General features: G+C 40.6%; 15 protein-coding genes. 10 read left to right on the top strand and 5 right to left on the bottom strand.

The annotated features are described in order from the left end of the window. The first annotated feature begins 180 nt into the window (after positions 1 to 180). Together IQ276_RS08985 and IQ276_RS08990 are read left to right on the top strand one after the other, a co-directional pair. The gene (locus IQ276_RS08985) at positions 181 to 318 is read left to right on the top strand and encodes a hypothetical protein (protein ID WP_171974104.1); all 138 of its coding nucleotides are present in this window, start codon (positions 181 to 183) and stop codon (positions 316 to 318) included. A gap of 177 nt (positions 319 to 495) precedes the next feature. After that, complete coding sequence (locus IQ276_RS08990) at positions 496 to 939, top strand: tellurite resistance TerB family protein (RefSeq protein WP_190880334.1); 444 nt, start codon at positions 496 to 498, stop codon at positions 937 to 939. 191 nt (positions 940 to 1,130) lie between these two features. Here IQ276_RS08990 and IQ276_RS08995 read toward each other — a convergent pair whose 3' ends face one another. Next, positions 1,131 to 1,550 carry a hypothetical protein gene (locus IQ276_RS08995; RefSeq protein WP_193921251.1) on the bottom strand — a complete coding sequence of 140 codons (420 nt, stop codon included), beginning with the start codon at positions 1,548 to 1,550 and terminating at the stop codon, positions 1,131 to 1,133. Positions 1,551 to 1,607: 57 nt separating this feature from the next. Then, positions 1,608 to 2,156: a bifunctional adenosylcobinamide kinase/adenosylcobinamide-phosphate guanylyltransferase gene (gene cobU / locus IQ276_RS09000; RefSeq protein WP_193921257.1), complete on the bottom strand. Its 549-nt coding sequence runs from the start codon at positions 2,154 to 2,156 to the stop codon at positions 1,608 to 1,610. Positions 2,157 to 2,706: 550 nt separating this feature from the next. Between cobU and IQ276_RS09005 the strand changes: the two genes are divergently transcribed. The 5 genes from IQ276_RS09005 (at position 2,707) to IQ276_RS09025 (ending at position 9,510) form a co-directional block, all read left to right on the top strand. Next, positions 2,707 to 3,513: a hypothetical protein gene (locus tag IQ276_RS09005; RefSeq protein ID WP_193920565.1), complete on the top strand. Its 807-nt coding sequence runs from the start codon at positions 2,707 to 2,709 to the stop codon at positions 3,511 to 3,513. Positions 3,514 to 3,694: 181 nt separating this feature from the next. Then, positions 3,695 to 4,627, top strand: coding sequence for a glycosyltransferase family 2 protein (locus IQ276_RS09010; RefSeq protein WP_190880331.1), 933 nt, complete (start codon positions 3,695 to 3,697; stop codon positions 4,625 to 4,627). A 23-nt stretch (positions 4,628 to 4,650) separates the two neighbouring features. After that, the gene (locus tag IQ276_RS09015) at positions 4,651 to 5,607 is read left to right on the top strand and encodes a glycosyltransferase family 2 protein (RefSeq protein ID WP_193920559.1); all 957 of its coding nucleotides are present in this window, start codon (positions 4,651 to 4,653) and stop codon (positions 5,605 to 5,607) included. A gap of 96 nt (positions 5,608 to 5,703) precedes the next feature. Continuing rightward, positions 5,704 to 6,285, top strand: coding sequence for a hormogonium polysaccharide biosynthesis acetyltransferase HpsU (hpsU, locus tag IQ276_RS09020; protein WP_193920561.1), 582 nt, complete (start codon positions 5,704 to 5,706; stop codon positions 6,283 to 6,285). Between the two features lie 828 nt (positions 6,286 to 7,113). Beyond that, positions 7,114 to 9,510, top strand: a complete 2,397-nt coding sequence (locus IQ276_RS09025; protein ID WP_193920563.1) for a hybrid sensor histidine kinase/response regulator — start codon at positions 7,114 to 7,116, stop codon at positions 9,508 to 9,510. Here IQ276_RS09025 and IQ276_RS40150 read toward each other — a convergent pair. Beyond that, complete coding sequence (locus IQ276_RS40150) at positions 9,497 to 9,625, bottom strand: hypothetical protein (protein ID WP_255264317.1); 129 nt, start codon at positions 9,623 to 9,625, stop codon at positions 9,497 to 9,499. The genes IQ276_RS09025 and IQ276_RS40150 overlap by 14 nt on opposite strands. Positions 9,626 to 9,685: 60 nt before the next feature. On the opposite strand from IQ276_RS40150, the gene IQ276_RS09030 reads away from it, so the two are divergent. After that, positions 9,686 to 10,174 (top strand): hypothetical protein, encoded by a 489-nt coding sequence (locus IQ276_RS09030; protein ID WP_190880321.1) that lies wholly within the window; start codon positions 9,686 to 9,688, stop codon positions 10,172 to 10,174. Between the two features lie 419 nt (positions 10,175 to 10,593). On the opposite strand, the gene IQ276_RS09035 is transcribed toward IQ276_RS09030, so the two are convergent. Continuing rightward, on the bottom strand, positions 10,594 to 10,989 hold the full coding sequence (locus tag IQ276_RS09035) for a nuclear transport factor 2 family protein (RefSeq protein ID WP_190880373.1): 396 nt from the start codon (positions 10,987 to 10,989) through the stop codon (positions 10,594 to 10,596). Positions 10,990 to 11,109: 120 nt separating this feature from the next. On the opposite strand from IQ276_RS09035, the gene IQ276_RS09040 reads away from it, so the two are divergent. Next, positions 11,110 to 12,015 (top strand): DUF4437 domain-containing protein, encoded by a 906-nt coding sequence (locus IQ276_RS09040; RefSeq protein ID WP_193913235.1) that lies wholly within the window; start codon positions 11,110 to 11,112, stop codon positions 12,013 to 12,015. Positions 12,016 to 12,072: 57 nt separating this feature from the next. Next, positions 12,073 to 12,816, top strand: coding sequence for a maleate cis-trans isomerase family protein (locus tag IQ276_RS09045; RefSeq protein ID WP_193913237.1), 744 nt, complete (start codon positions 12,073 to 12,075; stop codon positions 12,814 to 12,816). Positions 12,817 to 12,922: 106 nt separating this feature from the next. Here the strand turns inward: IQ276_RS09045 and IQ276_RS09050 are convergent, their stop codons facing one another. Beyond that, on the bottom strand, positions 12,923 to 15,643 hold the full coding sequence (locus IQ276_RS09050) for a CHAT domain-containing protein (RefSeq protein ID WP_193913239.1): 2,721 nt from the start codon (positions 15,641 to 15,643) through the stop codon (positions 12,923 to 12,925). Positions 15,644 to 15,660 lie beyond the last annotated feature (17 nt).

The raw sequence follows: 15,660 nt of genomic DNA on the forward strand, positions 1-15,660 counted from the left end.
TTCTTTTACAAGTTATCCCTAAAGTTCATCAAATCTTCAGAAATAAAAAGTTTGAGCAGTGTTCTGAAAGAGCTAAAGTTTTGTTAAGATGCAATTGCTAGCACTTTTTGAGCGAAATTCACCTATCACTATGTGGAGAAATAAAAAGTACTAGCGGCACAAAGTTTAGAGGGTGAAGCAATGACCACCTACATTTTTTTCGACGAAGCCCTGCGAATGCTGACCAACGCTTTTTTGCTATCAGCAATACTGTTAATAGCAGCTTCAGGTATAGGTTTGGCAGTAATTGAAACAATAGAAAAGACAGGAGAACGTTAAGTTCACGGTTAGCAGTGTACTTATTGTCAAAAACCATTGGGTACAAGTGTTCGCCGTGAAACAATCCTGGGAACACTAAACTATAAAAGTCTCACAGCGTTGCAGTCTCACCTGTAAGTCCAGCAAATACACAGGTAACTGTATCGCTATTGAGACCTTAACCAAGGAGCTACTACAATGGGTCTACTCGATGCTGTGTTGGTTACAGAAAGTCAAACCCAACCAGTACTAAATTCAGCGGAAGCTTTTGCTGTTATAGTCTTGACGGCAACAGCCCCAGACGGTTACCTTTCCGTTGAGCAAGCAAATTCTATCACTTGTGTGCTATCTCGGACGAAACTTTTTAAAAGTTATCCCCAGCAAATGATCAAGAGCATGTTTGATCAAATATTATCTATTTTCCAGGGGGATCATTTTAATACTTTATTTAATGTCGCAAAAGATTCTCTATCTCAAGACTTGCGCGAAGCAGCCTTTGCAGTAGCCACAGATTTGGTCTTGGCTGAAGGCATAGTAGCTGAAGAAGAAAAAAACTTCTTAAATGATTTATATCAAGCTTTAGGCGTTTCCAGTGAGATAGCAATACAAATTATGCAAGTAATCTTGATTAAAAACCGGTGATAGGGTAGTAGAAAATATACCTCATTTAAACTATATAAATAGCCGATAAACAAAGTCTGTCAAATTTAATTAGGTGAAAAGATGCCTTACACCATAAGGGAAGGGTCAATAGATAACTAATTTTTCCCTATTGCCTCTTGCCTATTGCCTATATTAGAAAAATCCGTCAGATTCACAAATTGGTTGTTAGTTTAAGCGATATTATTTAACAACCGATCGCAAATTATTTTGAGATGCTCTTGAGTCTTAATTGGATCTCGTGGTATTGGTAATTCGGTATTAGGCCAGTTAGGTAAATCATTGCAGGGACACAACAAAGGTGGCATCCCAATGTTTCGCGCAGCTACTGGCATTGTGCAGCGACAGCAAGGCAGCATATCCCATGCCGATGTCAACAGTTCGGCAATGGTTTCCTGTGTACCTTCCAAATAACAGTCACCAGAATCTGGGGAGAGAATTTTTTCCCAGCACTCTTCAAATTCTTCGCTATAGCGATCGCCATCTAACACCCGTTGAGGCAAAAAGCTTGCCTGACTGTTGCCCACGATCACTTTTTTACCCAACTGAAACCAGTAGGCAAGATATGCTTTAACTTCTTGTTTGGTAGCCATAGCATAATTCTAGATTTTAATTGAGGATATTTCGGAGATTGAATGTTTAATTTTGAATTAAGACTTTGGCGCTGGTAATGGTGAACCAAGAAGACTGAGATTGAGAACGTGGCCGCCAGTTATTAGATAAACACTATCACACAGCGCACCCAGCTGACGTACTAAAGAACCCAGGCGATCGCGGAACGTCCTGCCAATGATATAAGCTGGCACTACACCCCAACCCACTTCTTCTGCTACAAACAGCATATCAGCAGCCACCAGATCCACTGTCTCTAAGAACTCTGCGATAATATTTTCCCAGGTTTGGTCATCTTGTTCTAGGAAATTAGCAACCCAAGTTCCTAAAGAATCAACTAAAACACAGGTATGGGGTTTGGCATCAGCGAGGGTAGCAGACAATTCCACAGGTACAGACAGGGTAACCCAGTCTTGGGGACGACGCTTTTGGTGTTGTAAAATCCGTTTGTGCCATTCTTCATCGTCTGGGTTATCAGTAGCTGTTGCTACATAAATAACTGCTTTCCCCGACTGTATGGCCAGAGTTTCTGCCCATTCACTTTTACCAGAACGGGCGGGGCCTGTTACTAAGATGACTTTACCCAAAGTTATTTCCTGAGTATCTTCACAATATAGCCGCACTTGCAGTTTATCATCACAGCAGTGTCCAGTGGGGAGTGGGGAGTGGGGAGACAAGGGGATAAGGTGAAAACTTACAACAAGTCTTTCCCCGCATCTTTGCGTCCCCGCGTCCCCGTGTCCTCTTCCTATGCCCATTATCTAAGGAATTTAACTTACAGCGTATTTCAGGTAAATGAGGTACACGGGTAGGGGCGCACAGCTGTGCGCCCCTACGATTATCTGTACCTCACCAACTTGCAATTTGCTGTAAGACTGGGCATTACTAAACGCAGTTTTTCATTTCAAAAGTAAGATTTTTGATTCTAAATAACTTTTAGGAGATAAAATTAGCACCAGCATCATTAAAAATTAATAATTACAGTAGATTTTCAGTTGGTGAAGTAGACAAACTAAGTCTGGTAGCCAGAGATAAAGCTTATTTTATTTCTGACTTTTGAGAATTCACCAATTCTGCTGTATGTTTCAAGTCGGGATTCAAACCCCACCGATAACCGCACAGCAAACTTTAGGATATATGAAAACAGGCTTAAAACGTATTGAAGCAACTCTACACGATCTGAAGACTCGCGGCAGTGCTTCTGCTGGCGAAGCAGGAGATTCAACCAAACGGCCTTTCTCCTTTAGAATCAGCGTCACAGCTAACGAATCTACAGGAAGTACACAGACTTCATCTTCTGGGGATGGTGAAGCAAAGACACAAGAACAAACAGTTGGTCTTGGCGTCGATACTGAACAAAATTTATTTCCCCATCATGACTCTGTGCAAACCTTTCAAGCAGAAGATAATGGTAGCAAAACACCCAGCCTACCCAAGTTCAAAACTCCTAGCATCAGTAGCCATCGCCACGGAGCAAATCCGGGCTTGGCGATGAATCTACTGCAAGAAATTCAGGAAAGTGTCGCTGGTTGGCAAACAGAACTACAAAATATTTTGCAGGAAATTCAGGATATTTACTTAGAAGGTCCAATTGTCAATGGCTGGTTAGAATGCAATCCCACCGAACCAGAACCAGGAGGAACTGCAACACTCCGCCATGCAGAAATTGACCGCCTCATGAACTATGTGGAAGAAATTTGTGCCAATGGTGGGAAAGTATCCTACCAATCGTCTGCTACTAGCTATCGCCTCTGCGGTGTGGACGATTCTGGTAAAGTTTGGTCGCGCCCATGTCCAGCAGATCAGGTTCCTACTGTTAGCATAGCGATCGCCCGTTACCAAAAGTTACGTCAGCTGTTGGGGCGTAAGCAAACTTTAGAAACCCGTCTGGCTCAACTTGCTCAAAGTCTTGTAGTTTTACATAGTCATATTCAACAAACGTGAAGTTTTAAAGATTATTTCCGAAAAAACTCGGTTGGTGGGTGGATCAATTTTGGTTTAGATTAACGAAGAGTAAATGTGCATTAGATTTAAGATTTTAATCTAAAATCCCAAATCTGTCTTAGAAAGTTCTGATCTAAGGAAGCCTGAGCTCAGACTTTCCGCAAAATCCCAAATTAAATCTATGCCAGATATCCAAATCTCTGCCATTATCTGTACCCACAATCGAGATACCTACTTAGGGGCTGCAATTGATAGTCTTTTAGCGCAGGATTTTGCTGCTAATTTTGAAGTTGTAGTAGTTGATAATGGGTCTAGCGATCGCACCCGTGAAGTAGTAGAACAAAGGGCTGACAATCCTCGCCTGAAGTATGTCTTTGAACCCACCATCGGTTTATCTGTTGCCCGCAACACCGGGGCAAAAGTGGCTAGTGGTGATATTCTGGCTTATCTAGATGACGATGCCGTTGCGAGCCAGGGCTGGCTACAAGTTTTATATTTTGCCTATTACAATAACTCTAAACTAGCGATCGCAGGCGGCAAAGTCACTCTCATCTGGCCCGAAGGAATCCAACAACCAAGGTGGCTATCCTCAGGACTAACTGAAAATCTGGGTGCATACGACTTGGGCGATGATATCGTTTACATTCAGCAACCTGGCTCAACACCGAGAGGCTTAAATTACTCCATCCGTCGCAGTTTCTTAGAAGAAATTGGAGGTTTCGATCGTCATCTTGGTCGAGTGGGGAAAAATTTATTATCTAACGAAGAACTACAAATGACCGAATTTGCCCTACAACGTGGTTGGCAAGTCGCTTATCTTCCCGAAGCACTAGTCGCTCACAATGTTGCTCCAGAACGCCTGCAACGCTCTTGGTTTTTAAACCGAGGCTGGTGGCAAGGTATCAGCGAGTGCTATCGAGAACAACTCGCTGGCAAAGCTGGTATCGCTCAATTGCAGCGAGGTAGCGAACGATTTGTGCGCGGCTTGTACAAATCATTGCAATATTTTTGGGACCCAGCAGAACGGTTTGATAAATTTGTGTATGCTTATGGTCAAATTGGCTACTTAAATGCCGCTATTCAAGGCCTTTTATCCACATCAAATAAGAAGTAACGAATATCATAAATTATACTCATATGTCATCTAAAATACCAGTTTCCGTATTAATTCCAGCAAAAAACGAACAAGTCAACTTGCCAGCTTGTCTCACTAGTCTCAGCAGAGCAGATGAAATATTTGTAGTCGATTCTCAAAGTACAGATAATAGTGTTGAAATTGCTAAAAGTTATGGTGCAAATGTCGTCCAATTTAAATTCAATGGACACTGGCCTAAAAAGAAAAATTGGTCTTTAGATAATCTACCTTTTCGCAACGAATGGGTGCTAATCGTAGATTGCGATGAACGCATCACTCCCGAACTTTGGCAAGAAATTGAGCAAGCAATTCATGACCAGGAATATACTGGTTATTACCTCAATCGCCGGGTATTTTTCTTAGGAAAATGGATTCGCTATGGTGGTAAATATCCCGATTGGAATCTGCGTTTATTTAAGCATCAAAAAGGGCGCTACGAAAACCTACATACAGAAGATATTCCCAACACTGGTGACAACGAAGTTCACGAACATGTAATTTTGCAGGGAAAAGTTGGGTATCTCAAAAATGATATGCTCCACGAAGACTTCCGCGACCTTTATCATTGGTTAGAACGGCACAACCGCTATTCAAACTGGGAAGCCCGGGTTTATTTTAATATTCTCACAGGTCAAGATGATAGCGGCACCATTGGGGCAAATTTATTTGGTGATGCAGTGCAACGCAAGCGCTTTTTGAAAAAAGTATGGGTACATTTGCCATTTAAACCCATTTTGCGATTTGTGTTATTTTATATCATCCAACGCGGTTTTTTGGATGGCAAAGCCGGATATATATATGCACGTTTGTTGAGTCAATATGAATATCAAATTGGCGTTAAACTTTACGAATTACGGAGCTGTGGTGGTCATCTAAATACTGCAAGTACACCAAAGCAGGAAGTTCTTGAGCAGGGGAGCAGAGGGGTAGAGGGAAAGCTATTGACCATTGACTCCTAATTCTGGCAATTTTAGATTTTGAATTTTGAATTTTGGATTGAAGGAAAAATTGAAAATCTAAAATCTTAAAATCTAAAATCTAAAATCTAAAATTGAATGACTAATGACAAACCTTTCGTAGATTTACGCAAATATGACCAATCTTGGTTCCATCGCGGGCGTCCAGGTTGGTACATTTTATTATGGTGGTTTGTACAAGCGATCGCCTTTCCCCTGACTCCTCAACCGTTAAATATTCTACGTTGTACTCTACTACGATTATTTGGCGCTCGTATCGGCAAAGGCGTATTAATTCGACCCACCGCCCGTTTTACTTATCCTTGGAAAGTTACCATAGGCAACTACAGTTGGATTGGAGATAACGTAGTTTTATACAGCCTCGATCAAATTAACATCGGTGAACATTGCGTAATTTCCCAGAAAAGTTACCTATGTACTGGTAGTCATGATATCCAAGACCCTACCTTTGGCTTGAAAACTGCGAGTATCACCATTGAGAATGGCGCATGGGTGGCGACAGATTGTTTCATTGGACCGGGAGTCAAAATTGGGGCTAATGCCGTTATTGGCGCTCGTAGTAGTGTTTTTAGTAGTATGCCCTCTGGGCAAGTTTGTTGGGGAAGCCCTTGTCGTCCCAATAAAATCCGGATAAAACTCGATCCTGTCACAACTCCGTGATTTATTTAAATAGACATTGTAGGGTAGCACAGCTAGTTGTGCTACCCTACAGGTTAAAGTAAGACACTCGATAAATCGCCGTCTGTACGAAAGATTGATTATTGTAGAGACGGCGATTTATCGCGTCTGGGGACGGCGATTTATCGCGTCTGGGAATTTATTTAAATTTTAATCCCTAGTTTGGATTGAATATTAATCGCAAATATTTTATTTATTCTGACAGTGTTATAGCCAGGAAAATTGACAAATAAATTTAGATATATATTTGGAGTGCTGGCTTACACACTTCGTTAAACATTCGTCAAATTGCTAATCATCAAACTCAAAAGATTTTTATTAAGCAGTTATAGGTAAAATCGGCGAGCTAAAATTGCAAGTAGTGTGATCTGACCCAGACATCGCCTACTATTGAATTCTAAACTTGCAGTTCTTTAACTTAGAGAGTATGTACTTTTTATACACATAAAGTTAATAAAGTACAGCAACTGTGTTAGTACTTACGCGCTCAGATCCCCCAACCCCCTTAAAAAATGGGGCTTTGTAAGTTCCATCCTTTTTAAGCACAGTAAGATCTAGGCTTCAGTGCGTAAGTCCTATATGTTTCAAAACTAGGCATAAAACCTGTTTTAATTACCAATTATGACTTGGAGAATTCCCTTTTAACTAATGGATGTATTTTATACAAAGTCTGCTTGAAATATGTAGGCATTTTCTGGAGAGAGTTTACTTTTAATTAAATCTTTTAACTTTCAAGTACACAATTCGTGCATATCTCAAAAATTTGGCAGAAGATGTGATATCCAAAATTAGCAATAATCATAAGTAACTATGAATTTTAATAAAAATGAAAATAATGTCATTTTAATAGTGGATGATATTCCTACTAATTTAAAAATATTGTGCGACTTGTTAGAAAATTCTGGCTTTAAAGTTTTAGTAGCTGAAGATGGAGAAAGTACAGTAAAAATCGCAGAATATGCTTTACCTGACTTGATTTTATTGGATGTAATATTGCCAGGAATCGACGGTTTTGAAACTTGTCGAATTTTGAAAAACAATCCAGCTACTCAAGATATTCCCGTAATATTCATCAGTGCCCTTACTGATAAGATAGATAAAGTCAAAGGTTTGAATATTGGTGCAGTAGATTACATCACAAAACCCCTAGAAAATCAAGAGGTATTAGCTAGGGTAAATATCCATTTAAGCTTACGAAACCTGACAAAAAAACTCACAGAACAAAATGACCGTTTGGAGGTGGAAATCTTTGAGCGCCAGCGAGTGGAGGAGAAACTGCGATGTCATTCAGCAGCATTAGGCGAATGGAATAATCGTTATCAGGCACTAATTCAGGCAAGTGGTCAGATTCTCTACGATTGGAACTTGGATACAAACGATATCAAATATGGTGGAAATGTAGAGGGAATATTAGGTTATTCCATGTCTGAGATTTCGGGAGGTTTAAACCGTTGGTTAGAGTTAGTTCATCCTGAAGATAGAAACGTATTTAATGAAGAGATTGACCGCGTTTTATCTACAAAAGATCGATTCCACCTAGAATTTCGCGTATGTCGCAAAGATAGCACTTACATCACAATTGAGGACAACGGATATATCTTTTTAGACTCTACAGGCAAAGTTACTCGGATGGCAGGCTTTGTCATTGATATTAGTGAACAGCAAGTCGCGCTGCGGGAACGGAAGCACGCAGAACAAAAAATTCGTGAGCAAGCTGCTTTACTTGACATCACTACAGATGCGATTCTCGTTCAAGATTTGGGTAACCAAATTCAATTTTGGAATAAAGGAGCTGAACATTTCTACGGTTGGATGGCAGAAGAAGCTTTGGGTAAGAATGCTAATCAGCTTTTATATCGTAAACAAAGCTTTTGCCAACTGAAAAATATTCAGAAAACTTTAGCTGACAGTGGTTCGTGGGAAGGTGAGCTACATCAAGTCACAAAACAAGGCCAAGAGATGATAGTTGCTAGCCGCTGGACACTTGTAAATGATGAAGAAGGGCAAGCTAAATCTATTCTCATTGTCAACTCTGACATTACAGAAAAAAAACAACTCGAAGCCCAATTTCTCCGCGCTCAGCGGATGGAAAGTCTGGGCACATTAGCAAGTGGTATCGCCCATGACCTCAACAATGCACTGACACCCATCATGATGACAATGCAACTTATAGAAGCAAAACTTCCGGATGAAAAAAGTCATCAATGGCTGGGAATTATGGAAACAAATGTCAAGCGTGCAGCAGATTTAGTTAAACAAGTGCTGTGGTTTTCACGCGGTTCTGTAGGTAATTTTAAAACATTACAGGTGCGGAATTTAATTTCGGAAATAGAAAATATTGTTAAACAAACATTTTCCAGAGCTATTGAAATTCGCATTGATATTCCTACACAAAACTTGTGGAATATCTTTGGTGATGCTACTCAGCTGCACCAAGTTTTGATGAACCTGTGTATTAATGCCCGTGATGCTATGCCTGATGGGGGTATTCTGGGGATTTCTGCAAAGAATTTTTGGGTTGATAGCCACTATGCTCGGATGAATATTGATGCTAAGGTGGGTTCTTATGTGATGATTACCGTCTCTGATACAGGTACAGGAATACCCAGAGAAATAGTAGATAGAATTTTTGAACCATTTTTCACGACCAAAGAAGTGGGTAAAGGCACAGGGCTTGGTCTTTCAACAGTGCTTGGGATCATCAAAAGCCACAGCGGTTTCGTAAATGTAGTTACTGAAGTCAGCAAAGGCACAGAATTTCAAGTTTGCTTACCCGTCACTCAAACAATCGAAACAGATAGTAAATTATCTCGAGAAAGTGAATTACCTCCAGGGCATGGAGAATTGATTTTGGTTGTTGATGATGAAGATTCAATTCGAGAAATTACTAAAACCTGGTTGGAACAAAATGGCTATAAAGTTATAGTGGCTAATGATGGTATTGATGCGATCGCACTTTACACAAAACATCAACAAGATATTAGTGTGCTGTTGATTGATATGATGATGCCATGCATGGATGGACCAACAACTGTCAATGTCTTGAAAAAAATTAATCCAGACATCAAAATTATTGGTGTTAGTGGCCTAGCCTCCAACCATGAAATGATTAAAACCCTTGGTAAAAGCGTCAAAACCTTTTTATCCAAGCCCTACACTTCATATGACTTGTTAAGAAATTTACAGATGGTGCTTAATACAAAGTAGATTGGGCATTGGGCATTGGGCATAAGTCAATAATCAATAGTTCTTCTTCCCCTGCTCCCCCTGCTCCCCCTGCTCCCCCTGCCCCATGCCCCATGCCCCATGCCCCATACCCCATCTCCCTCATCCCCCAATGAGTGGTAATATGTTCTCATGGCTGCTCTAATCCTTGCTATTGATGAACAAATTATTGGATGAAACGCTGTCAATCAAAATTGCTCAACGCATAAACAGCAGAGCTAGCACCCCGTTTGATAATGCTTACAAAGCAGCATTGTCTACCGAGGGAGCAAGATATGTTCAAGGATTTTTAACTTTTGCTGGAAAGCCATACAGACCAATTGAACACAGTTGGATTGAGGTAGGTGATACTTCCAGCAATGACTCTTTTATACGCATTATCGATCCCACATTACCGCACCTGAACAAAAATCCTCAAGAACTTTGGTACTTTGCTGCACAAAAGCTGACGGTGAAAAAACTGAAAGCCATTATTGAAGAATCAAAAGAAGATTATCCAGAAGACGATCCGTTACCTATTTATGGTGACCCACCTTATGAATATTACGGTGATGTGATGTTAGGTGGTCAAGACTATTTAGCAGCATATCAAGCAGCGGCAGCTAAATGTAAAGAAATTAATGAACTTAACCCTGAGAGAAACTAATACAATTTTGAATTTTAGATTTTAGATTTTGGATTATAGGACTTACGCAATACTAAGCTAAACCACATCTAGTTTGCATAATTTGAAATTGTACATTTCTTGTGGGGTGGGCGTCTCGCCCGCCCAGTATATGCAAGTTAAATGTGGAACAGCTTACTCGGTTAAGAATATTTGTAGGTTGGGTTGAGGCAATGCGTTACCCAACAAATCCCGCAAAATGTTGGGTTTCGTTCCTCAACCCAACCTACATATTTTTATTTTTTCGGCAAAACTTACGCAGTATTGAGGACTTACGCATCGACAATAAAGATAAAATATGGGTCATTGTAAAAACCACATCTGTCGTAGGGACAATTCATGAATTGCCCCTACGACAGATGTATTTACCAAATTCATAATTCTGAATTCTGAACTCTCTTTTAATATGATTTTCCATCACTACCAAAATATTCCCGATAGCCACAAATTTTGTCTCCACGCACATCAAAGGAAACTGCTACTCGATTTTTGTAAGGTTGTCCGAACAAAAGTCCTTCATCACGAAATTCAAAGACAGCGGTTGTTTCATTGCTGGTAACACGGTCTAGGCCAGTTAGCTTCAAACCACTGAAGGATTCAGAAACATACTCAAAAAATTCTCTTGCTCGGTCTTTTCCCACATTCAAACCGTGGAATTTTCCCATAGGAAACCAAAGGGTAAAATCTTCTGAGAGCATATCTAATAATGCTTCCCATTCACCTGTTGCTATACCGTGTGTCAGATTCTCAAATGCCTGGTGAGCAACTTTTAAAGTATTTTCTGAATTTTGTGTCATTGTAGTTCCCGTTTAATATCTAACTCTTATACAATTTTGGTTTTTATGTTTTAAAATTACTAGCAGTAGTTACCTTGAAATAGTTACATATATTGCATAATTTACACATAATTTAATGAAATGAACAAGAATATCTTTACAGGGCGCAAACATGTAGAAACTGAAGAGTCACTTAACTCAGTTCTCAACTTTCCACAAGTGCCTTTTGATGTAAAAAACTTTGTTATCGCTCAAGATGGTACTGCCCAAGTTCTATCTGTCAACGAAAGTACGGGTGAATCTACGCAGCGAGTAGTGCTGAAAAAGGGTTGGAGCGCACCTGTTGGTCATTTTACTACCAATGTGGAAATTTTTGTTTTAACCGGCGCACTTTGTCAGGGTGGGTTTGTATTACGCAATCTCAGTTATTCTTTCATCCCGGCTGGTATACCTACTGGCCCTTGGAAAACCCAAGAAGACACTATTCTGTTGTGGATGCCGGATGCTACGCCCACTTATGTGACTGAAGACTACGCAAATCTTCCGCAAATCCCGGAAACTTCTGTATATCATACAAATATGCAGACCCATGAACGGATGACTGAGTATGTTCCATTGCAAGAACTCCACGCAATGAAATGGGAAAGTACAACTTTTTTGCCTGCTGGTTCAGCGCGTAAAAGTTTGTATACCAATAAAAAAACTGGACGTGCTACGTGGATTCTTGGTTTAGTACCTATGTGGATTGAAGGCAATTTCTATGCTGGTCATCCTACTACTGAGGAGGCGTATGTTATTTCTGGAGATGTGCTTGGACATTGGTCTATGAGCGATGATCCTTTTAATAGACGCTATACAGCAATGTGCAAAGATGGCTATTACTGGCGACCTGCACACATTCCACACGGGCCGTTTTGGACAGAAAGTGGGGCACTACTTTTGTTTCGCACTAACGATCGCCTAGATTGTTATTGGATATTGCATAACCCAGATATTACTCAGCAAGATCAGGCACGTCTGGAGGCTGCAATTGATAAGGACAAGTAAAATCGCACTTATCAAAGCACAACTACCAAAGATAACGTTATCCAGGGGAATTTCACAATGACGGACGCCTTAGGATGGCGAAAAAAATTCGGAGTGCTTGCACCTAGCACAAATACCATCGTCGAACCAGATTTTCACGCGATGGCTGTACCAGGTGTTACGTCCCACATGTCTCGGATTCATATTCGCGATCAGGATTTGAGTAGCGATGAAAAGATGCTGCGTATTTTGCAGGAAATCGACAACGAAATTCTTTTCGCAGTCGATCGCGTCATGACTGCGGGTATCGACTACCTAATTATGGGAATGAGTGCTGAGACTTTTTGGGGAGGAATCGAAGGGAATATAGCGTTCACCAAACGGCTTGAAGAGTATACTGGACTGCAAGTGGCTACCGGCGCTTCGGCATGTCAGGCTGCTTTGGAAGCGTTCAAAATAAACAAGATTGCCGTCATCACCCCTTATCAGGCTGTGGCTGATGATAAGTTACGCAGCTTTTTCAGTGACATCGGGGTGGAAGTTGTGCGGCTAAAAGGACTGCGTTGTTCCACTGCAATAGCGATCGCTGAAGTCTCTGAAGATACTCTTCGCAACTATCTAATGGAAATCGATGGTGATGATGTAGATGGTATCGTACAAATGGGTACTAATTTGAGTATGCTCCGGCTCGCTGACGAAGCAGAACGATGGCTGAAAAAGCCCGTGATTGCTATCAATGCAGCAACTTGGTGGTATGCCTTACGACATAATAATATTGGCGATCGAGTGTACGACTGTGGCAGACTTCTGAGAGAATTTTGAAAACTGCGAAATTTAAAAATTCTCCGAATCAAGATAAAGCTGACGAACTCAGGTTAATTAATTACGAAGCCTACACCCTACCGTCAGATCGGTGTAGGTAGGTAGTTCACAACCAATTTCCTACTAAAACAAAAGCAGCCCAGTAATATGGATGAGAAAATCTACTATCTTGTAAAACAGTTTGTTGAGCGCGACGAAGAGCTTCAACTTTCATGATTTCTGGGTTGGCTAATTCTTGATAGAATGTAGACATAAACAAGGCAGTGGCTTCATCATTAACAGACCAAAGAGATGCTACAGTCGTGCGTGTACCAGCTCTGACAGCTATCCCAGCTAATCCTAAAGCAGCTCGCTGATCTCCTGATGCTGTTCTACAAGCACTCAAAACAAGTAATTCAATTGGTTGCATTTGCCGTGAATCACTACGTAGAAGAGTGTCTAATTCCTTGGCATTAATCTTTTTATCCCAAGTCAGAATAAAAGTGTTTTCAGCTTGAGAACTGAATTCTCCATGAGTTGCCAAATGAACCACTGGGAAAGAAAAATTTTTAACTTTTGTTTGAAAATTAGAATTAGTAAAAGATTGATTAAGTATTATTTGTGTAGGAATAGAATTCTTGATGCGCTGCAATTCTAATTCTACGTTAGGAAGTCCAGCAAAACCTTGGCGAGGTTCAGTTAATCCAGCAGTAAGAGCTTGAATTTTCCGCCATTTTAAAGGTTTCGGTTCTAGCAGTTGCAGACCAGGCGTCAGAGCAATGCTATACTTTTTCATGAGATATTGTTGACCATCGTGCAAAGCAGCAATTGGAATGTTTCGCAATGCACCATCTAATACAAATACTAAGGTTTTTACTTGGCTGCTAGCAAGTTCTAATTCTATAGGTTTGATTAACCAGTTGTAAACTTTTTCCAAGGATTCCAGAGATGGTTTGCGTATCCTGTTCGTGACAACAGCTTGAAACTGATTGAGAGATGCTTCTATTTCCTGCTGGCTGATAGGGTGAGAGTAATGACGCAGAGATTGTCCAGGTAGTGCAACTATTATTTCTAAACTACGGGGCAAAATGATTGTATAGAATACTGCTGATGTTGGATCTAATTGGTCGATTTTGACTGGTTTGGCATTTAAACAGGCATCGCGGAAAAAGTTATCTAGTTCAGCTAATTGCAGAGATTCAATTAAATTTCTAGCTTGAATTAAAACAGATTGTTCTACATCCTTACCTGATGGCAACAGTAACTCTACTAGCTCTCGATAAACAGGTTCAACACTCTCTTTAAAAGAGTATTGGACTTTGGAACTGACTGCTAATAAATCCTGACGCATAGATTGAAGAAGATTCACAGCTTCAGTATAGTTAGCGATCGCAGTTTTAATATCTCCTGTACTTTTATAAATACGTCCTAGCTGCCAAAATAGCTCATAGCTGACATCTGGTGCCTTCAAGTTTGAGACTAATACATTTAAAGCTTGCTTCGTCAAGTCTGCTGCTTGAGGCCACAGTTGATTATTTTCGTACAGTTTACCCCGTACTCCCAAAGCATAAGCATAAGTTCGCCGATCGCCTAAACGCTGTGCTTGTTCTGTAGCTGTGATTAATATTTGGTCAATGTCTTGAAAAGTCGGTAGTTGCGAATTGGGGACTTTTTTACTTACCAGTTTCAGCAGACTATGAACTAAGTTAATCTGGGCATAAATTCCTTGTTTACTCAGAGGTAGATCATTTAACTTTGATCTTAAGGGCAACCATAATTGTTCAGCTTCTGACCATTTCTCACTTTCCAAAAACAAACTTAGTTGATTGACTTGGGCAAAAAGTTGCGTAGTTGGTGATGTGGAAATCTTGGCGGCTTCACTATAATAATATAACCCTGCTTCTCTGTACTTGGTTTGTTTACCAGAATCAAAGGCTTCTGTAAAAGCTTTAGCTCGTGCTGCATTGCCTAAACTTATATAGGCAGCTTCAATATCTGGAGGAGAGTTCAATTGTTTGGCTAAATTCAAACTTTCTGACAAGATTTCTTGCGATTGTTCGCTGTTACCAACTACTTGCAAAACATTACCAAGGCTACGTAGGCTGACAACTTTGAGAAAAGAAGGTGGTTGTCCTTTGAGGCTTTGCAAATCAGCATCGGATAGTTTGCAGTCTTGATAGTCCAGCTCTAAAGTTTGCAATAATATCTTGCAAGCCCTTGGGTAAAGTCCCAAATCTTGCATTACTTGGGCTTGGTTAATCCGGCTTTGAGTCAGCCCCTGTTTATTACCAATTCGAGCATAGTTATCAGCAGCTTGCTGCCAAGTATCGATGGCCTCTTCGGCTTGTCCCACTGCTAGTTGTAATTGCCCTTCAATATCTTTGGTTTGAGCCAGGATTCGCAATTGTTCTGGCGTACTTTTTTGGGTTTCCAGTAGGTTCAAACTTTGAGTGATGGCGGTGCGTGCTTGCTCCCATAATCCTACTTGCTGAAGAGTTGATGAAAGATTACTCAACGCCATTGCTTGGTTGAGATCATCCCCAAGGGTAGCAAAAGCAGAAGCTACTTGTTGCCAAACTCGTGCTGCTTCCTGAAAACGTCCGGCTTCATAGAGTATTTTGCCTTGTTTTACCAGTTCGTAAGGTGGCTGTTGATTGTGAATAACAGGGCTAGATACCGTAACCTTGGCAATCGCTGGCTGGATTGTCATGGAGAAGACAAATAACAAGGCGAATAAAATTAGCGACCGCCTCCAACTGGGTATAGCCCATCGCACAGCAGGCTGTTTGTTAGTATTTTGCCACAAATTTGGGAATACATGAGCAAATTTCTGCTGTTTTCTGGCCATATTAGTCGCTTTTGTTC

This window comes from Desmonostoc muscorum LEGE 12446 (assembly GCF_015207005.2).
GTDB lineage: Bacteria > Cyanobacteriota > Cyanobacteriia > Cyanobacteriales > Nostocaceae > Nostoc > Nostoc muscorum.

Bases quoted from the DNA above. Each gene is read 5' to 3' on its own strand.
- IQ276_RS08985 (WP_171974104.1), top strand. From the start codon at position 181: ATGACCACCTACATTTTTTTCGACGAAGCCCTGCGAATGCTGACCAAC.
- IQ276_RS08990 (WP_190880334.1), top strand. From the start codon at position 496: ATGGGTCTACTCGATGCTGTGTTGGTTACAGAAAGTCAAACCCAACCA.
- IQ276_RS08995 (WP_193921251.1), bottom strand. From the start codon at position 1,550: ATGGCTACCAAACAAGAAGTTAAAGCATATCTTGCCTACTGGTTTCAG.
- IQ276_RS09005 (WP_193920565.1), top strand. From the start codon at position 2,707: ATGAAAACAGGCTTAAAACGTATTGAAGCAACTCTACACGATCTGAAG.
- IQ276_RS09010 (WP_190880331.1), top strand. From the start codon at position 3,695: ATGCCAGATATCCAAATCTCTGCCATTATCTGTACCCACAATCGAGAT.
- IQ276_RS09015 (WP_193920559.1), top strand. From the start codon at position 4,651: ATGTCATCTAAAATACCAGTTTCCGTATTAATTCCAGCAAAAAACGAA.
- hpsU (WP_193920561.1), top strand. From the start codon at position 5,704: ATGACTAATGACAAACCTTTCGTAGATTTACGCAAATATGACCAATCT.
- IQ276_RS09025 (WP_193920563.1), top strand. From the start codon at position 7,114: ATGAATTTTAATAAAAATGAAAATAATGTCATTTTAATAGTGGATGAT.
- IQ276_RS40150 (WP_255264317.1), bottom strand. From the start codon at position 9,625: ATGGGGTATGGGGCATGGGGCATGGGGCATGGGGCAGGGGGAGCAGGG.
- IQ276_RS09030 (WP_190880321.1), top strand. From the start codon at position 9,686: ATGAACAAATTATTGGATGAAACGCTGTCAATCAAAATTGCTCAACGC.
- IQ276_RS09035 (WP_190880373.1), bottom strand. From the start codon at position 10,989: ATGACACAAAATTCAGAAAATACTTTAAAAGTTGCTCACCAGGCATTT.
- IQ276_RS09040 (WP_193913235.1), top strand. From the start codon at position 11,110: ATGAACAAGAATATCTTTACAGGGCGCAAACATGTAGAAACTGAAGAG.
- IQ276_RS09045 (WP_193913237.1), top strand. From the start codon at position 12,073: ATGACGGACGCCTTAGGATGGCGAAAAAAATTCGGAGTGCTTGCACCT.
- IQ276_RS09050 (WP_193913239.1), bottom strand. From the start codon at position 15,643: ATGGCCAGAAAACAGCAGAAATTTGCTCATGTATTCCCAAATTTGTGG.